Annotated in this window: 18 protein-coding genes; 6 read left to right on the top strand and 12 right to left on the bottom strand. The window is 27.8% G+C overall.

Annotation, left to right across the window (positions count from 1 at the left end; genetic code table 11):
• Window positions 1–59: 59 nt before the first annotated feature.
• From NNC19_RS10770 to NNC19_RS10760, 3 genes are all read right to left on the bottom strand, one after another.
• Entirely contained in the window at window positions 60–1,016 is a 957-nt protein-coding gene (locus NNC19_RS10770) for a Gfo/Idh/MocA family oxidoreductase (RefSeq protein WP_310938656.1), read from the bottom strand.
• Window positions 1,017–1,087: 71 nt separating this feature from the next.
• Entirely contained in the window at window positions 1,088–1,420 is a 333-nt protein-coding gene (locus tag NNC19_RS10765) for an inorganic diphosphatase (protein WP_310938655.1), read from the bottom strand.
• A 13-nt stretch (window positions 1,421–1,433) separates the two neighbouring features.
• Entirely contained in the window at window positions 1,434–1,802 is a 369-nt protein-coding gene (locus tag NNC19_RS10760; RefSeq protein ID WP_310938654.1) for an HsmA family protein, read from the bottom strand.
• 297 nt (window positions 1,803–2,099) lie between these two features.
• On the opposite strand from NNC19_RS10760, the gene NNC19_RS10755 reads away from it, so the two are divergent.
• Window positions 2,100–2,630, top strand: coding sequence for a nitroreductase family protein (locus tag NNC19_RS10755; protein ID WP_310938653.1), 531 nt, complete (start codon window positions 2,100–2,102; stop codon window positions 2,628–2,630).
• A gap of 44 nt (window positions 2,631–2,674) precedes the next feature.
• Here NNC19_RS10755 and NNC19_RS10750 read toward each other — a convergent pair whose 3' ends face one another.
• Window positions 2,675–3,055, bottom strand: coding sequence for a helix-turn-helix domain-containing protein (locus tag NNC19_RS10750; protein ID WP_310938652.1), 381 nt, complete (start codon window positions 3,053–3,055; stop codon window positions 2,675–2,677).
• Between the two features lie 137 nt (window positions 3,056–3,192).
• Here NNC19_RS10750 and NNC19_RS10745 point away from each other — a divergent pair, with 137 nt between their 5' ends.
• On the top strand, window positions 3,193–3,723 hold the full coding sequence (locus NNC19_RS10745) for a nitroreductase family protein (RefSeq protein ID WP_310938651.1): 531 nt from the start codon (window positions 3,193–3,195) through the stop codon (window positions 3,721–3,723).
• A 218-nt stretch (window positions 3,724–3,941) separates the two neighbouring features.
• On the opposite strand, the gene NNC19_RS10740 is transcribed toward NNC19_RS10745, so the two are convergent.
• The 4 genes from NNC19_RS10740 to NNC19_RS10725 form a co-directional block, all read right to left on the bottom strand.
• Window positions 3,942–4,193, bottom strand: a complete 252-nt coding sequence (locus tag NNC19_RS10740; RefSeq protein WP_310938697.1) for a hypothetical protein — start codon at window positions 4,191–4,193, stop codon at window positions 3,942–3,944.
• Entirely contained in the window at window positions 4,190–6,235 is a 2,046-nt protein-coding gene (locus NNC19_RS10735; protein ID WP_310938650.1) for an ABC transporter permease, read from the bottom strand. Before NNC19_RS10735 ends, NNC19_RS10740 begins: the two co-directional genes overlap by 4 nt.
• Window positions 6,225–7,013, bottom strand: coding sequence for an ABC transporter ATP-binding protein (locus NNC19_RS10730; RefSeq protein WP_396136409.1), 789 nt, complete (start codon window positions 7,011–7,013; stop codon window positions 6,225–6,227). The genes NNC19_RS10735 and NNC19_RS10730 overlap by 11 nt, the downstream gene beginning before the upstream one ends.
• 113 nt (window positions 7,014–7,126) lie before the next feature.
• The gene (locus NNC19_RS10725; protein ID WP_310938648.1) at window positions 7,127–7,528 is read right to left on the bottom strand and encodes a hypothetical protein; all 402 of its coding nucleotides are present in this window, start codon (window positions 7,526–7,528) and stop codon (window positions 7,127–7,129) included.
• A 304-nt stretch (window positions 7,529–7,832) separates the two neighbouring features.
• Here NNC19_RS10725 and NNC19_RS10720 point away from each other — a divergent pair, with 304 nt between their 5' ends.
• Window positions 7,833–8,399, top strand: a complete 567-nt coding sequence (locus tag NNC19_RS10720; RefSeq protein ID WP_310938647.1) for a GNAT family protein — start codon at window positions 7,833–7,835, stop codon at window positions 8,397–8,399.
• 34 nt (window positions 8,400–8,433) lie between these two features.
• Here NNC19_RS10720 and NNC19_RS10715 read toward each other — a convergent pair whose 3' ends face one another.
• Window positions 8,434–9,447 carry a sensor histidine kinase gene (locus tag NNC19_RS10715; protein ID WP_310938646.1) on the bottom strand — a complete coding sequence of 338 codons (1,014 nt, stop codon included), beginning with the start codon at window positions 9,445–9,447 and terminating at the stop codon, window positions 8,434–8,436.
• A complete protein-coding gene (locus NNC19_RS10710) occupies window positions 9,444–10,112 on the bottom strand; it encodes a response regulator transcription factor (protein ID WP_310938645.1) in 669 nt (222 codons plus the stop codon). The genes NNC19_RS10715 and NNC19_RS10710 overlap by 4 nt, the downstream gene beginning before the upstream one ends.
• A gap of 355 nt (window positions 10,113–10,467) precedes the next feature.
• Here NNC19_RS10710 and NNC19_RS10705 point away from each other — a divergent pair, with 355 nt between their 5' ends.
• Window positions 10,468–11,481: a 2-keto-3-deoxygluconate permease gene (locus NNC19_RS10705; RefSeq protein ID WP_310938644.1), complete on the top strand. Its 1,014-nt coding sequence runs from the start codon at window positions 10,468–10,470 to the stop codon at window positions 11,479–11,481.
• Window positions 11,482–11,532: 51 nt separating this feature from the next.
• On the opposite strand, the gene NNC19_RS10700 is transcribed toward NNC19_RS10705, so the two are convergent.
• Both NNC19_RS10700 and NNC19_RS10695 read right to left on the bottom strand, forming a co-directional pair.
• Window positions 11,533–12,612: an ABC transporter permease gene (locus NNC19_RS10700; RefSeq protein ID WP_310938643.1), complete on the bottom strand. Its 1,080-nt coding sequence runs from the start codon at window positions 12,610–12,612 to the stop codon at window positions 11,533–11,535.
• A 16-nt stretch (window positions 12,613–12,628) separates the two neighbouring features.
• On the bottom strand, window positions 12,629–13,330 hold the full coding sequence (locus NNC19_RS10695) for an ABC transporter ATP-binding protein (RefSeq protein WP_310938642.1): 702 nt from the start codon (window positions 13,328–13,330) through the stop codon (window positions 12,629–12,631).
• 152 nt (window positions 13,331–13,482) lie between these two features.
• Between NNC19_RS10695 and NNC19_RS10690 the strand changes: the two genes are divergently transcribed.
• On the top strand, window positions 13,483–14,070 hold the full coding sequence (locus tag NNC19_RS10690; RefSeq protein WP_310938641.1) for a TetR/AcrR family transcriptional regulator: 588 nt from the start codon (window positions 13,483–13,485) through the stop codon (window positions 14,068–14,070).
• Between the two features lie 438 nt (window positions 14,071–14,508).
• Window positions 14,509–16,494, top strand: coding sequence for a carbohydrate-binding protein (locus NNC19_RS10685; RefSeq protein WP_310938640.1), 1,986 nt, complete (start codon window positions 14,509–14,511; stop codon window positions 16,492–16,494).
• Window positions 16,495–16,720: the final 226 nt, after the last annotated feature.

Raw genomic sequence — 16,720 nt, 5'->3', positions numbered from 1 at the left:
ATTCTTATTTGTTTTAGACAAAATACAGGTGGATTGTCCACCTATATTTTTTTAATCTATTAATTTTTTATTCTATCCATAATATCCATTATTTCAATAGAATCATTCCAACTCATTGTTTCACTTTGAACTTTCCCTTCCTCTAGGCACTTATGTACCTCCATAATCTGATACTCAAAACCGTTAATATGAAATGGCCTGTGTATTTTTTCCTCTTTTCCATCAACCAAAATATAAGCAGTATCAGCATTTGAGTATTTAGGAACACAAATTCTTCCCTTAGTTCCTACAATGTTAGCTTCCCTTATTGTATCAAGATTTATAGCGCTATAAAGCTGTGATTGTTTTCCATCTTCATATCCTAATATAATAGAACCACTTTCATCTACTCCACTTTTTCCTATATATAAATCACTTTTTACACTTTTAGGTTTATTTCCAAAAAGAAAAGTGCTATATGATACATTGTAAATTCCTACATCAAGCAATGCTCCTCCGCCCAAATTTTTATTAAATAATCTACTCTTAGAATCAAAAGGTGTAAAAAAGCCATAATCAGCTTGCAACAATTTAACTTCACCTATTCTACCTTCATTAATCCATTCTTTAACTTTTTGATTAATTGGCAAAAATCGTGTTTTCATAGCTTCCATAAAAAACATCTTCTTCTCCTTTGCAATCTGAATTACCTCTCTAATTTCATTTCCATTTATAGTAACAGGCTTTTCACATAATACTGCTTTCCCATTATTTAAACATGAAATAGAGATTTCTTTATGAAAAACATGAGGTACAGCAATATATATAGAATCTATCTCCTCATCTTGAATAAGTTCTTCATAATTTCCATAACATTTATTTAATGGAACATCGTATTCTTTTCCAAATTCTTCTGACTTTTCTTTATTTCTAGCTGCAACTGCATAAAGTTCTGCTGACTCCATATATTTTAATGTACTTGCAAATTTCTTAGCTATATTTCCAAGTCCTATTATTCCCCATTTATATTTTTTCATTTCTTATTTTTAGTAAGAGTATATTGTAAATACCACTTCTCACTAAATCCTCCTTTTTCATTTTATATTATCTAATAAATTATTACTATTGAATCAAAAAATCTTTCTTGGAATTCCACTAATGCTTCTATCTGTTCTTTTGTATATTTATTCAATTCTTTACAAACTACTAATTTATCTTCAATATCATTTTTCCTTTTTATTATTGCAACAACATAACCTTCAAATGTTTCTAATGGTTCAAATTCTCCAATAACATATGCATCTATTTCCATACCATCACCTGATATTGTATTTGGTATATATCCATAATTTATAGGATAAATAAAATTGTGCTTTGGATGTTTACTTCCCATTGTTCTATCCATTTTAACATTAACAATTTTGCCAAAGTAAGACTCCATAAAAATTCCTCCTTTATTTTGTCATACCAAAAATAGCTCCTGATATATATGGTATTAACCAAATAACCCATACTATAATGCTGAACTTATGAAAATTAGATTTAGCTTTTTCATCATTTTTCACCAAAACAACTGCGGCCCATGTAGCATGAAATAACATTAATATGATTGCAAGTAATCCAGTTATCCCATGAAAATTTAATTTAAATTCACTTCCAGCCATTTTGCTCATTAAAGTAGTTCCTAATGTATCAAAAATTAGTCCTATCCAAAATATCACTAAATGCCATTTTTTTAATTTCCCCTGTATTTTTTCACTCCACACTCCTAATGTATAAAAAACTAGAGCTAATGTAATTGAAACTATTGCATAAAATATCATAAAATTTTCTCCCTAGTATATTAAAATTTCTTCTTTTGTTTTTTTATTATCTATTCTAGCATTTCCTTTAAATTAATGATAGATACTTCATTATATTAGTTTATTGGATTATATAGCATCTCCTCAACCATAAATTAATTATACTTCATAAATTTTGCAAATGTCTGAGTTCTTTTCCTTTTTAATAGTCTTAAATAATAAAATCATTCCTCTTTGCCAATAATAATGTAGATAAATATAATTATTACTCCAAGTTTATTGCTTTAATCAAATATTGTAAAAAAGGAGAGTTTAAATATGGAATTATTGAAGGCTATAGAAATGCGTAAATCTACAAGAAGTTATAAGCCAGAACAAATTAGTGATGAATCTTTAGATACTATATTAAAAGCAGGCTATGCTGCTCCAGTAGGAATGAATGATTATAATTCTGTTCATATAACAGTAGTTCAAAATTCTAATCTTTTAGATAAACTTACAGATGCAACTAAAGATTTTTTTGAAAATACTAGAATAAATACATTTTATGGAGCACCTACTGTTGCAATTGTATCTGGGAAACCAAGCGAAAAAGCACCTGGTGTTGAAGCTCATAATGCTGCTTGTATAGTTGAAAATATGTCACTTGCTGCTACAGATTTGGGGTTAGGCAGTGTATATTTGATGGGCTTCCTATTTGCTATTTCAAATAATAAAGAACTATTAGCAGAACTTAACTTACCTGAAGGATTTGTACCTGTTGCAGCACTTGCAATTGGGTATTCAACTGAAGATTTGACTGAAGAAGATTCTACTAAGCATACTATTGAAACTAATATAATCAAATAGTATAAAGGGAATATAGCTATATTTTCAGCTATACTCCCTTTCTTTTAATTAGTTTTTAATTGGTTTTTCCCCCAACTTGATAGTTCATATAACAATGGCAATAAACTTTTTCCCTTATCTGTAAGTTCATATTCAACTCTAAGGGGCATTTCATTGTATTGATTTCTAGTAACTAATTTCTCTTTCTCAAGTTCATGTAAAGAATTTGATAACATTGTATTTGTGATCCCTGATATCTCTTTCTTTAATTCATTAAATCTAACCACATCTTTTTTTAATAAATGTGCTAATATACGAAGCTTCCATTTGCCTCCAATAATGCTTAAAGTATATTTTATAGGACACTCTTCATTGTCATTACATTCTTTAATATCACTTTCTTTAATTTTTCTTAAAAATAGTTCCAACTCTTCATTAGTTGCCATAAACATTCCCCTCCAGTATGAAAAATAATACCTAATAATAAAATTCTGCCTACTTGTCCACTTAATTGTGAGTAGGTATAATAATTATACCAAGTTTATTTATTTCAGCAAATATTTTTGAGAAGGAGAATTTTAACATGGAATTACTGAAAGCTATAGCTGCTCGTAAATCTACTAGAAGCTATAAACAAGAACAAATAAGTGATGAAGATTTAAAAGTTATATTAGAATCAGGGGAAGCTGCCCCAGTAGGTATGGCTGCTTACAATACTGTTCATTTAACAGTTGTACAAAATGCTGATTTACTTAATGAGTTCACTCGAACTACACAAGAAGTATTTAATAATCCAAAAATGAATCCATTTTATGGAGCTCCTACATTAATCATTGTATCTGGAAAACCAAGTGAAAAAGCCCCAAATATTGAGGCTCATAATGCAGCTTGTATTACTGAGAATATGGCTCTAGCAGCTACAGATCTTGGTCTAGGTAGCGTTTATTTACTAGGATTTTTATTTGCTATCAATACAAAAAAAGATTTAGTAGAAAAACTAAACTTACCTGATGGTTTTGTACCAGTTACTGGTCTAGCTGTAGGATATCCAACTGTACCATTAACTGAAACAGATTCTAAAAAACATACAATTGAAACTAATATAATCAAATAATTATAAAGGTAATCATCAAAAAGATAGTATGTTCACTTTAGAACAACAACTTCCGTTTTCAGATGCAAAACAGAAAAACCTCATAATAGGTAACATTAAAACAGTACTAATACTCACATATATTAGTGCTGTTTTTATCATGTTTTTATTCACTATAAGAATATTACAAACCAATATTCTTATAGTGTGATCTTACATAAATTGTTAATCAATTATGATTATGATAATATAATGCCCTTTTCTATTTTATTTCCCTTTAAAAATTCTTTTACCTCAAGAGATTTCCCCCCTGGAAACTGTAATATTTCTATAATGAGAATACCGTTATTGGTGGCGACTGTAATTCCTTCATTATTTGCATCTATGATATAACCAGATGGTTTAATAATATTTGCCTCTACTGACTTGGATTTGAATATTTTAATTGGAATATCTTTATAATAAGTATGAGCAGTTGGCCATGACTTTATTTCCCTTTTATATTTTGCTTAAATGAATAATACGTAGCTAAAAAATAGCACATATAAACAACTATAATTAATATCAAAGCTAAAACTATATTTAATGTCAAAGCTTTATCTCCTACATATAAGCTTAACCTTTCACTATTTATGGCTTCAAAATTTCTTATAAATATTACAAATCCTATAATAGCAATTATTATTGGTAAAATAAAATATATTGATATTTGTTTTAAAACTAATTTACTTATTTCCCCATCATCTATCCCTAACTTCCTCAATGTATTAAATCTTCCCTTGTGTTCAATAGAATCTGATAACTGTTGAAGTGCAAGTATGGTTAAGCTTATCATAAGTAAAACAGTTCCTACATATATTCCAATTATTCTCATACCTAAAAAAGCATTTACTACCTCATTGGTTTCTGAAACCTTTAATCTAATTACAAAGGGAGTATTATATTCATCTGCCTTACTAAATAAAGTAGTATAATTTTTCTTGAACCATTCTGGTATATACTCCTCTTCAAGTTCTGCTGATTTATCAAAACTTATTTTTCCTTCTGTATTAACACACAATGCAGTATTAGCTAAAGTTAAATCAACACATTGCTCATCAGGTAAAACTATAAGTGCATCTCCACCTATATAAATATAAGATCCAAGAGATTCCTTATAAAATGAATTTGAACTAATACTTAATTCCTTTTCCTTTATTTTAATAGCAGGATTCTTTTCTAAATAGTCATTTATCTCACTATCTTTAATGGTTTTATCCCATTGCATTGTAAATTCATTTTTATTTAACTCAACCTTATCATATCCTAACATTTCTCTCAATTCATTGAAATCACTAAGACCAATTGCAAGTATGGGCATATTTTTGCTTCTACCTGTTCTAAAATCACTATTATTTATAAAATATTCTTCAACCTGGCAATAGCTTTTTATAGGACAATTTTCACTGCTTATATAATCTCTTATCTCCCTATAATCAATTTTAGGAATGTCTTGTATTTTTTCTTCTGTATAATACTTACTTGATACAACCATATCAAAAGGTATCCTATTCTCTAGATATCCTATCCCCCACTGAGACATTATAAGAGTTAAAGCAAAACTCAATGCTGCTCCTAAAAAAGTAAGTGAAATTGTGGCCATTAAAATAGGTGCTGTCTTTATTTTAGAAACTATAGCCCCTATAAGAAATAAATTTGTATACTCATACTTATAATTTTTCCACCTCTGATTAATTGCAATAACTATATAGGCCATGGAATAAAATAATGTATAAGTTGCTGCAATAAATGATATAATCCCTATTATTACATATTCATTTTCATTGCCTTTTATAAGCGACTTATCATTTAATACTTTTATTATTCTATAAAAACAAATTCCACAAGTTAAATAAAGCAATACAGCTACACTAAATACAAAAACATATACATTTTTACTTCTCTTAAACTGAAATTCTGTTTTCTTTTCATCGTTTATCATATTAATAAGTTTTGTTTTACTTAGTATCCTGATGTTAAAAAATCCAATTATGCAGAACATTCCTATAAAAAATAGAAAAGTTAACATCACAGTATCTATATATAATTTAAAGGAAAATATAATCTGTTGATTTACTGTCATAAGAATTATTGCAGTAACAAATTGTGAAAATAAAGTACCTACAAAAATTCCAAATACAATTGAGATAATCCCCATTACTAATGTTTCAATAAAGAACATAAATGCTACATTTTTTTGTGGAATTCCAAGGAGTATATAAGTTGCAAACTCTCTTTTTCTCCTTTTTATCATATACCTGTTAACATATCCTATAAGAAGTACAAGCAAAGCTGTTACTATATATGTTGCATATTTCATTGTCTTCTTTATAAAATCAAAGTTAACAGAATCCTCTGTGATAAGCTCATAACTTGAACTTGATAAAGACATAAACGCATAAAAAAGACTTACACATATAGTTAAAGTTATAAAATAGATTAAATAATCTTTAATAGATCGTCTTGCATTATTAAGAGCTAGTTTAACGTACATCTCTAACATCTCCTCCAAGTAGTGCAACCACATCTAATATCTGATTAAAAAATTCCTTACGAGTACTTTGTCCCTTTATAAGCTCGGTAAAAATCTTTCCATCTTTAATAAAAAGAATCCTATCACAATAACTTGCTGTAAATGAATCATGAGTTACCATTAATATAGTTGCTCCTAATTCTTTATTTAAATGCGAAATCATTTCTATTAACATTTGAGCTGATCTGGAATCTAAGGCTCCTGTTGGCTCATCAGCTAGAATAAGCTTTGGATTTGTAATTAATGCTCTTGCCGAAGCACATCTTTGTTTTTGTCCTCCTGAAACTTCGTATGGATATTTTTGAAGAATATCCTCTATCCCCAATTCATAAGCTACCTCTAAAACTTTCTCATCTATTTCTTTCTTCTTATATCTATTAATTGTTAAAGCTAAAGCTATATTTTCATGGATAGTTAAGTTGTCCAATAAATTAAAATCTTGAAAAATAAACCCTAAGTTTTCTCTTCTAAACTTTGCTATGTCTTTTTGATTAATTTCTGTTAAATCTATATTATCTACAAAAATATGTCCTGAACTTACTTCATCTATAGTTCCAACTAGATTTAGTAAAGTTGTTTTTCCTGAACCTGAAGGTCCCATAACTCCAACAAATTCACCTTTAGAAACACAAAAACTTATATCATCTATTGCTTTAAATATGTTACCTTTACTTCCATAATACTTTTCTACATTTTTTATATTTAGTATTTTTTCCACTTTCCTCACCTCTAAATACATTTTACATGATTTTGCCAGCACTTGATTTGATTAAACATTACTTTTAGGTTACAAATTTGTAATCTAAAAAATAAAAGCTAATTTCTGAATCAGGCAGAAACCAGCTTTTATTTTTACTTATTTTTGCTATATGTAGTTTTATATAATTGAACCCACACTCCTATGAAAGCTCTTTCAACATCATTTATTAATTCATCTTCTACTAATTGAGGATTTCTTATAAAGTCACATATCTCATGATATGATGAACCAAATTTATATTCATATAAATGCTTCATTGCTGAGTTTAAAGAAGTATATTGTTTGCTACTAATAGTTTTATATTCAGCCTCAGTTTTAGACTTTAATTCAACATGTAAGATTTTAAGCTTTAATTGTGCTTCCAACCATAATACATTCTTATATAAATCCTCATATTGTAAATGCTTTTTTATCACCAACTTAGAACCTTCAAACTTGTATGGTACATCAGCCTTTTCTAACACACCTACTATCTCTTGCCTATTGTTATACATAATAATATCCCCCATTTCAGTACCTAATTTCATAGTAAATAGAAATAATTTTTGAAACTTATTTCTATTTACTATGAAATTCTTGAACAACATTACTTAAATTAACATTATAACACTCTTTGTTGCATTTTGTCGAAAGCATCTTCATTTCTAACTTTCCTATTAAGTTGATAAATGTTTTTTATAGCTCAGTATCTAGATTTCTTTAAATGAAAACTTCTCTCTACAATATGATAAAAATGTATGAATTTTCTTATTTATAATATATAATTAAATATACTAGAGTTTGGAGAGTGAAAATTAAATGAAATTGAAAAATATAATATTACAAGGTGAAAAAATTGATTTAAGACTTATACAAACAGAAGATATAGAAAAATATTTTATAGCAGGATTTAAAGAAACTGATGAAGATATCGATTATTATACAGGTACAAATGATAAATTTACTAAAGATATGATAGAAAATTATGTCTTTAATATAGTAAATGATGATACAAGATATGACTTTCTAATTTTAGATAAAAATAATGCTATTTTAGGTGAAATTGTACTAAATGAAATCGAAAAATATAGTCGTAAGGCTAATTTTCGTATTGCCTTATTTAAAAGTTCATCTTGTGGAAATGGATATGGAACACAAGCAATGAAGTTAATTTTTAAATTTGCATTTGAATCTCTAAATTTACATCGTATAGAGCTAGAGGTTTACTCTTTCAATATTAGAGCACAAAAAGCATATCGTAAAGTAGGATTTTTAAAAGAAGGAGTAAAAAGAGATGGAGAATTGTTAAATGGTCGTTATTGTGATGTAATAACTATGTCTATGTTAGAAAGTGATTATGAAACTAATAGACATACTTTTCAATAAATCAGTTAGTTTGTAGCAGACAAAAAATAGTCTGCTACGGATATTTACAAAATTCTCCTTTTGGGAAAGTAATTATTATTTTAGTATATACATTAATTTTTGAATCAACAGTTATTAACAAACCTAATTTTTCACATAGTTTTTTGCAAAGATAAAGTCCTATCCCTGTAGATTTTCCATTTATTCTTCCATTTTCTCCTGTAAAACCTTTTTCAAAAATACGATTTATCTCATTATCATTTATTCCTATGCCATTATCTTCAACAATAAGCTGAATACCATTTTTAACATACTTAGTACAAATATTAATCTTTGGGGAATCTTCTTTTCTATACTTTATAGAGTTAATTACTATTTGATTTATTATAAATTCAAGCCACTTACTGTCTGAAAAAACATTTTTATCTATGTCATTTAATTCCACATCTATATTATTTAAAATGAACATATGCTTATTTCTTATAATTGCCTGAGTTATTGAAGTTTCTAAAGAAATTTCCTTTATAAGATAATCCTTCTCTACCTCCTCACTTCTTGCAAAAAACAAAGCTTGTTCAACATATCTATCTATATTTTCAAGTTCTTCTAATATACCTCTTGAAACGTTTGTTTTATTATTTTCTCCAATTAACTTTATTGCTGATATTGGTGTTTTTACTTCATGAATCCACTGTTCAATATATTCCTTATACTCTTTACGTTGCCTTTTAATTTTATTTATTTCCTCAAGCATTGACTTTCTAGATTTCTTCATTAGTATATAATAGGGTTTAGCATCTAAGAAAGGAGGATACTCTATAACTTCACTTATAAGGTATTTCTTATCTAACTTTTCTGCTATCATTAATAAATCATCATAGTATAATTTTCTTTTTTTATAATCATATATAAATATAATCATAAATATCACAATCCAAATGGCCACTATAGTGATTATTGTATCAAATGTATTTCCTGTACTAAAAAGAAATATACTTAAAGTCATTAATTCTATAAAATTTAACAGCATATTTCCTACTCTACTTTTAATATAATCTGCTATATTCATACTATATAACCTTGTCCTCTTTTAGTTTTTATAAAATCGCTAACTCCAATCTCTTCACACTTATTTCTAAGTCTAGTTATGTTAACAGTAAGGGTATTATCATTTATAAACATAGCACTATCCCATAGATTTTCCATAATATCTACCCTAGATACTATCTTCCCTTTATTAATTATTAAATAATGAAGTATTTTCAACTCATTTTTTGTGAGCTCAACTTTCTTATTACTATATTCTATTTCACTAGACAGTATATTTAATTTAACCCCATTATGCTCTATAACATCAATTGAACTACTATTTGGATAAACTCTCTTTAAAAGTGTCCCTATTCTTGCTAATAAAATTTGATTATTATATGGCTTTGTAATAAAGTCATCTCCACCTAAAGTTATACTCATAAGCTCATCTATATCAGTATTTCTACTTGTTACAAATATAATTGGAACCTTTGAAAAACTACGTATTTGTGTACATATTTTAAATCCATCATCATGAGGTAAATTAATATCTAATAAAATCAAATGTGGATTCTTATCTTTTACATCTTTAACTATATTATTAAATTCATTAACTTTTATAGCTGAATATCCATTGTGTTCTAACAAATTAGCTATTTCATTTTGTAATTTTTCATTATCTTCAACTATCATTATTTTAAACATATCTATTCCCCTTAACTAAACTCAGATTAATATAATCTTTTTACAGTATTAAATTGTACCAAATATAACTTATATTTCATAGTGATTCAAACATAGATAAAAATATAATTCAATCTTTTTACTAATAATCCATATATATTAATTATATTTTTGCAATAATATGACATATCATATTGAATTGTATTTATTTATACTGTAAAATATTATCTATTAGTGAAATACTTGCATACAAGAACAATAATGCTATATTATATTTTCAAAATACATCAGTTGATTTAGTTTTATTACAAGTAAATTATGTCTGAATTTTACTAAAACGTTATCAAAGTAATTATTACTTTTTAGGAGGGAAAACATGAAGATTAAACAAAACATTGAAAAAATACCTGGTGGTATGATGCTTATACCTTTATTTCTTGGTGCACTACTTAAAACATTATGGCCAGATGTAAATACTTTTTTTGGAGGGTTTACAGGTAGCTTTTTAACTGGTACATCAGTTATATTATTTATTTTCTTTTTCTCAATTGGCACAACTATTGATTTGAGAACTTCTGGCTATATAGCTAAGAAAGGTCTTTCTCTTTTAGTTGTAAAGGTTTTATTAGCATCTTTATTAGGTGTACTAGCTTCTCATATACTTCCTGAAAACGGTATCCAAACTGGTGTACTTTCAGGACTTTCTGTACTAGCTATTATAGCTTCATTTAATGAGACGAATGGTGGACTTTACCTAGCCTTAATGACATCTCTAAACAGAAAAGAGGATGCAGCTGGATTCCCATTTATCAGTATAGAATCAGGTCCATTTATGACAATGGTTGCTTTAGGAGTTGCAGGAATCGCTTCTTTCCCATGGCCAACCTTAGTTTCTACATTAATACCTTTCATATTAGGCATTACCCTTGGCACTTTAGATAAAGAATTTCGTAAAATGTTTGCTCCATTAGTATCTGGTTTAATTCCATTCTTTGCACTAACATTAGGATTTAATCTAAACTTTGGAATGATTATTCAATCTGGATTAATGGGCATAATTATGGGAATTGCAGTTGTATTTATTTCTGGAGGAATATTGTCCCTTGTTGATAGATTTGTTACTGGTTCTGACGGTGTTGCAGGTTGGGCTGCATCTTCAACAGCTGGTGCTGCTGTAGCTGTTCCTTTTGCTATTGCACAATCAAATCCTCAATTTGAACCAGTTGCAAACTCTGCTACTGCTATTGTTGCAACTTGTGTACTTGTAACATCTATATTAACGCCTTTTGTTACTATGTATTTTGAAAAAAGAGCACGTGCTAAGGGCTTACCTATAAAACCAGCTAAATATGATCTAAAACCACTTGAAGAAAGTAATTTAGATACTTAAGATTAGTTTTAATACTTCCTCAATAATAATCTTCTGAGGAAGTATTTTTTGTTAAATTTTTCTATATCTCTTTAATCCTAAAATATTTAGTATACAAAATGCCACTGCAAATAAAAGTAGAATAAATAAATAAAATTGTATATCCTTAAATTCATAAGATTTAATCATTATCCCCTGAAGAGCCTGAGCGCCATAATATAAAGGCATTATATGAGCAACCTTTTGAAGCCAAGTTTCCATATTCTCTACAGGTATAAGCCCAGTAAAAAATATTTGGGGAATCACCACAATAGGAATAAATTGCATCATCTGAAATTCTGAATTAGCAAATGTTGATAATAATATTCCTAATGACAAAGCTACAAATGCTATAATTATATTAGTTAGAAGCATTAATAGAATGTTACCTTCCATTCGTATATTAAGGACATAAATTGAAAAGAAAACTACTATCACAGTTTGTATAATAGCAAATATTCCATATCCCAAAAGATATCCAAATATTATTTCTCTTCTTTTAATTGATGTTGCTAATATTTTTTCTAAAGTCTTTGAAGTTCTTTCTTTCAATAAAGATATTCCTGATATTAAAAATACAAAGAAAAATACAAAAAAACCTATAAGTATTGGACTAATAGTATCAAAGAAAGCTAAACTTTCATCCCCATAAATATAACTATTTTCTATTGAAATACTACCTTTATCAGATAAAATATTTTTATCTACTCTTTGAACCATTTCTTTTAAACTAGATGCTTGAATCTTTGCTAAAGCCCCTTGCACCTTTGCTTTTACTTGAGTTGTATCTGTAGGGTTACTATTTTCATAGGTTATATATAATTTTTCATTATCATTTTCTATAAAAGCTTGTAATTTATCTCCTATTATTTTTTCTTTTAAATCTTTATCATCATCATATCTTACAATTTCTATATCATTTGACACTAATTCTTCATTAAAATTATCGCTAGTTTTATAGACTCCTACCTTTAAATTAGATGTTTCATTAGAGGTAAGCAAAAAATTCATTAAAGTTAAAAGAACTAAAGGAGCTATCATCATAAGAGCTAATGTTCTTTTATCTCTTAAAGTTTGAATTATTATTCTCTTTACTAATGCTATTACTATCATGTCTCTATCCCCTTTACTATAAAATAAAAATTTCTTCTACAGTATTCACTTTAAATTTTTCTTTTAATTCCTCTACACTACCAACAGCCATTATTTCCCCATCTCTGATCAAAGCTAATTTATCACATTTCTCTGCTTCATCTATAACATGGGTTGTTACTATTATCGTTTTCCCTTCAGATTTTAGTGTTTTTAGTTCCTTCCATATACTAAATCTAAGTTTTGGATCAATACCAACAGTTGGTTCATCTAATATTAAGATTTTAGGATCCTGTATTAAAGAAGCTGCTAAAGATAGTCTTCTTTTCATCCCACCAGAATAATTACTTACTCTCTTTGATAAATCATTTTCAAGATTAACAAGTTTTGATGTATATTCTACTCTTTTTTTAATTTTCTTTTTATTTAATCTAAATAACCTTGCAAAAAACTCTAAATTTTCTTTTCCTGTCAACTCTTCATATAAGGCATCTGATTGTGCCATATATCCAATGTTTTTAAGAATTTTAAGATTGGGTATCTTTTCATCTAGAACATTAACTTCTCCACTATCTATTTTCTCCATTCCCATTATAGATTTAACTAATGTAGTTTTTCCTGAACCTGATGGACCTATTAATCCTATAATTTCTCCTTCTTTAACATCTAAGTTTATCTTATTCAATATGATTACATTTGAATATTTTTTAACTACATTTGAAACTTTTACAATATTCATATTTTCCTCCTTAACTTTAACTATTGCTTGTTTGCCATTAATTTCATTATAATTAAGTAATGGGTATAAACAATAATCATCACAGTACAAAATGTTCATTTATAAACACAAAATAATAATATGTTTAGTATTCTACTTTTGGAGGTAATTTTATGAAGAAAAAAAGCAATAAAACAAAAAAGTTAATAGAAGATGCATTAATTAAGTTAATGTCAGAAAAAGATTTTGAAAAAATAACTGTTAAGGATTTAACTGAAAAGTTAGATATTAATAGAGGCACTTTTTATCTTCATTTTAGAGATAAATATGATTTGCTTGAACAAAAAGAAAATGAAATTTTAGATGAGCTTCATGAAATTTTAAATAATGAGCTAAAAAAATTAGATAAAGGTTTTATATTACCTTCAAATAAAGAAACATTGCAACATCTCTTCACTTCTGTATATATCTATATCAAAGAAAATTCTGATTTTATCAAAATTTTATTAGGCCCTAATGGTGACTTAAATTTTCAAATGAAGCTAAAAACTTTTATTGAAAATTCACTAGCTAATAATATTTCTATAAATAATGATATTGAAAAGATGCCTATAAAGTATATTGCTCCCCTTGCTTCCTCTGCTCAGCTTGGTATTATTCAAAAATGGCTTAGAAGTGATATGAAAGAATCTCCTGAGGAATTATCTATTTTTATAAGTAATGTAATATTCTTAATATATAATGGTGTAATAAAAGAATAATTCTATCTTCTGCTACAAAGTTAGATTTTTCTTTTACTTATGGGGCAAGTTTAGATAATAAATTTAATAATGATTGGCCTTTAACTATTAATTAGTATGTATGTAATTTATGTTAATTTTATCTATTTTTAACATGAACCTATTGACTACCACCAAATTTGTGATAAAATTTGGTATATAGCCTAGAGTAACCGTATACAAACTTTTTTATTCAGACTACATTTTAATTTTAGAGTTACGCTTTTGGATAACCTAAATATAAACTTTAATATACACATCTTTATTCACTCTAAATATATTCTCACTTTATTAGACTCCTAGTGTATCTCACTTTATTTTTATTTAAAGGAGGTGACCTTTTTTAATTAGTTTATTTCACACTTTTGTGCAAACGGTTTCTCATTTATTTAAAACTTTATGATTGGAGTGTGTATATTCATGCGTAAAAAATTAATATCTAAATTAATTGCTGCTGGTTTAGCTTTAAATCTAACCTTTTTCTTCTACCCTCAAGATAAACTTGTTAATAATATTTCAAGTGTAGCCTATGCTGCTGACAATGTAAGCTTGCCAACAAATACTAAGGATGGAGCTATTCTTCATGCTTTTGATTGGTCTTTTAACACAATAAAAAGCGAATTATCAAATATAGCAACTGCTGGATATAAATCAATTCAAGTTTCTCCTGTACAAGGAACTAAAGAATCAAGTACTGATCCAAGTAAATGGTGGTTATTGTATCAACCAACAAATCAATCTATTGGTAATTCACAACTTGGAAGCTATGATGATTTTAAGTCACTTTGTACTGAGGCTGAGAAATATGGAATTAGCATTATTGTTGATGTGGTAATGAATCATATGGCTGGTACTGGAGAATCTTTAGCTAATCAAGTTGATTCTAGCTTTAAGAATTCTAACTATTATCATAATAAAGGTCAATGTAGTAACTGGAATAATAGATATGATATAACACAACTTGGTATTGGTATGCCTGATTTAAATACACAAAACCCTGAAGTTCAAAGCAAAGCAATTTCTTTCTTGAATCAATGTGTAGCTGCTGGAGCTGATGGTTTTCGTTTTGATGCTGCTAAACATATTGAAACAAATATAGGACTAGATGTCAATCAGTCTTGGTCAGGTAACTATTGGACTAATGTATTAGGTAATTTAAACAATAAATCAAACTTATTTATATATGGTGAAATCTTACAAGATGGAAAAGTTGATAATGTTTCAGCATATGAATCTTTTATGAATGTTACAGCTAGTTCTTATGGTTATTCTTTAAGAAATGCAATAAATTCTAACAACTTAAGCTCAATTGGTACTGGCTTTTCCGGAATCGATTCCAATAAAGCTGTAGATTTTGTGGAAACTCATGATACCTATGAAGATGGAACAACTAAAGGCTTAACTACTAATCAAATAAAATTAGGTTGGGCCATTGCTGCAGCTCGAAATAGTGCTACACCTTTATTCTTTAACAGGCCTACTAGTTCTATTGGTAATGAAGGTGATTCTTTATGGAAAGATGCCGATATAGTTGCAATAAATAAATTCCGTAACGCTATGGTTGGACAACCTGAATATTTAAGATGGACAAACAATAGTTCTACTATGCTAATTGACCGTGGAACTAAAGGTACTGTAATTGTAAATAGTGGTTCAAATACTTATATTAGTTCCCCAACTAATTTAGCAAATGGAACTTATACTAATCAAGGTAGTGCTAGTTGTACATTAACTGTTTCTAATGGAACTATTTCAGGAAATATTCCTGCAGGTTCAGTAATAGTACTTGATAATTATTCTCCTAATCCAGTTGATACAGTTTCTTGGAGCCCTACAACTCCAATAGCTGGACAAACTGTAAAAGTAACTTATGATTCCACTAATAGACCTCTTCAAAATTCTTCATCTGTCAAAATACATTATGGATATGATGGCTTTACAGGAGCTACTGACGCTCCTATGACTTCCGAAGGTAATAACAAATGGTCTATTACTTTAACTGTTCCATCATCAACAAAATCTAAATTAGATTTCTGCTTTACAAATGGTTCAAGCTGGGATAACAATGGATCAACTAATTGGAATATTCCAATAAAATCATCTTCTACAACTTTCATGCCTCGTGTAGGCTATACTGTAGATTATGATAACACTACACTTACAAAAGGAAGTAGTTTTACAATTTACTATAATGGTACCTTAACTAATTCTAGCAAGGTAACTCTTCACTGGGGCTATAATGGTTGGATAAATCCAGCTGATGTTGTTATGACAAAAGATTCATATGGCTTTTGGGAAGGGAAAGTAACTATTCCTACTTCTGCTACAAAATTAGATTTCTGTTTCAATAATGGATCAAACTGGGATAACAATAGCAATAGCGATTGGCACTTAACTGTTAATTAAAAATTCACTTACAATGAGGGATTAAGAGTATTCTTATTTCCTCATTTTTTAATTTCCTACTCTCCAACATTTTGTTATTGTACATATTTCTTTTTAATGATAAATTATCATAAAGTGGCATAATTAATGCAAAATTTAACATATAATTATATATAAACAAACTAAATATAGACTTAAATATCAGGATATTTAAATCCATATTGCATTTCTACTTTTATTTAAATTC

The organism is Clostridium sp. SHJSY1, assembly GCF_031626875.1.
Classification (GTDB): Bacteria; Bacillota; Clostridia; order Clostridiales; family Clostridiaceae; genus Clostridium.
Note: the sequence above shows the minus strand (reverse complement) of the source record. Positions and strands in the feature narration are given on the sequence as shown.

Bases quoted from the DNA above. Each gene is read 5' to 3' on its own strand.
- NNC19_RS10695 (WP_310938642.1), bottom strand. From the start codon at position 13,330: ATGAATATTGTAAAAGTTTCAAATGTAGTTAAAAAATATTCAAATGTA.
- NNC19_RS10710 (WP_310938645.1), bottom strand. From the start codon at position 10,112: ATGTTTAAAATAATGATAGTTGAAGATAATGAAAAATTACAAAATGAA.
- NNC19_RS10755 (WP_310938653.1), top strand. From the start codon at position 2,100: ATGGAATTATTGAAGGCTATAGAAATGCGTAAATCTACAAGAAGTTAT.
- NNC19_RS10735 (WP_310938650.1), bottom strand. From the start codon at position 6,235: ATGTACGTTAAACTAGCTCTTAATAATGCAAGACGATCTATTAAAGAT.
- NNC19_RS10760 (WP_310938654.1), bottom strand. From the start codon at position 1,802: ATGATATTTTATGCAATAGTTTCAATTACATTAGCTCTAGTTTTTTAT.
- NNC19_RS10750 (WP_310938652.1), bottom strand. From the start codon at position 3,055: ATGGCAACTAATGAAGAGTTGGAACTATTTTTAAGAAAAATTAAAGAA.
- NNC19_RS10715 (WP_310938646.1), bottom strand. From the start codon at position 9,447: ATGAATATAGCAGATTATATTAAAAGTAGAGTAGGAAATATGCTGTTA.
- NNC19_RS10725 (WP_310938648.1), bottom strand. From the start codon at position 7,528: ATGTATAACAATAGGCAAGAGATAGTAGGTGTGTTAGAAAAGGCTGAT.
- NNC19_RS10700 (WP_310938643.1), bottom strand. From the start codon at position 12,612: ATGATAGTAATAGCATTAGTAAAGAGAATAATAATTCAAACTTTAAGA.
- NNC19_RS10685 (WP_310938640.1), top strand. From the start codon at position 14,509: ATGCGTAAAAAATTAATATCTAAATTAATTGCTGCTGGTTTAGCTTTA.
- NNC19_RS10770 (WP_310938656.1), bottom strand. From the start codon at position 1,016: ATGAAAAAATATAAATGGGGAATAATAGGACTTGGAAATATAGCTAAG.
- NNC19_RS10765 (WP_310938655.1), bottom strand. From the start codon at position 1,420: ATGGAGTCTTACTTTGGCAAAATTGTTAATGTTAAAATGGATAGAACA.
- NNC19_RS10730 (WP_396136409.1), bottom strand. From the start codon at position 7,013: ATGTATTTAGAGGTGAGGAAAGTGGAAAAAATACTAAATATAAAAAAT.
- NNC19_RS10745 (WP_310938651.1), top strand. From the start codon at position 3,193: ATGGAATTACTGAAAGCTATAGCTGCTCGTAAATCTACTAGAAGCTAT.
- NNC19_RS10720 (WP_310938647.1), top strand. From the start codon at position 7,833: ATGAAATTGAAAAATATAATATTACAAGGTGAAAAAATTGATTTAAGA.
- NNC19_RS10690 (WP_310938641.1), top strand. From the start codon at position 13,483: ATGAAGAAAAAAAGCAATAAAACAAAAAAGTTAATAGAAGATGCATTA.
- NNC19_RS10705 (WP_310938644.1), top strand. From the start codon at position 10,468: ATGAAGATTAAACAAAACATTGAAAAAATACCTGGTGGTATGATGCTT.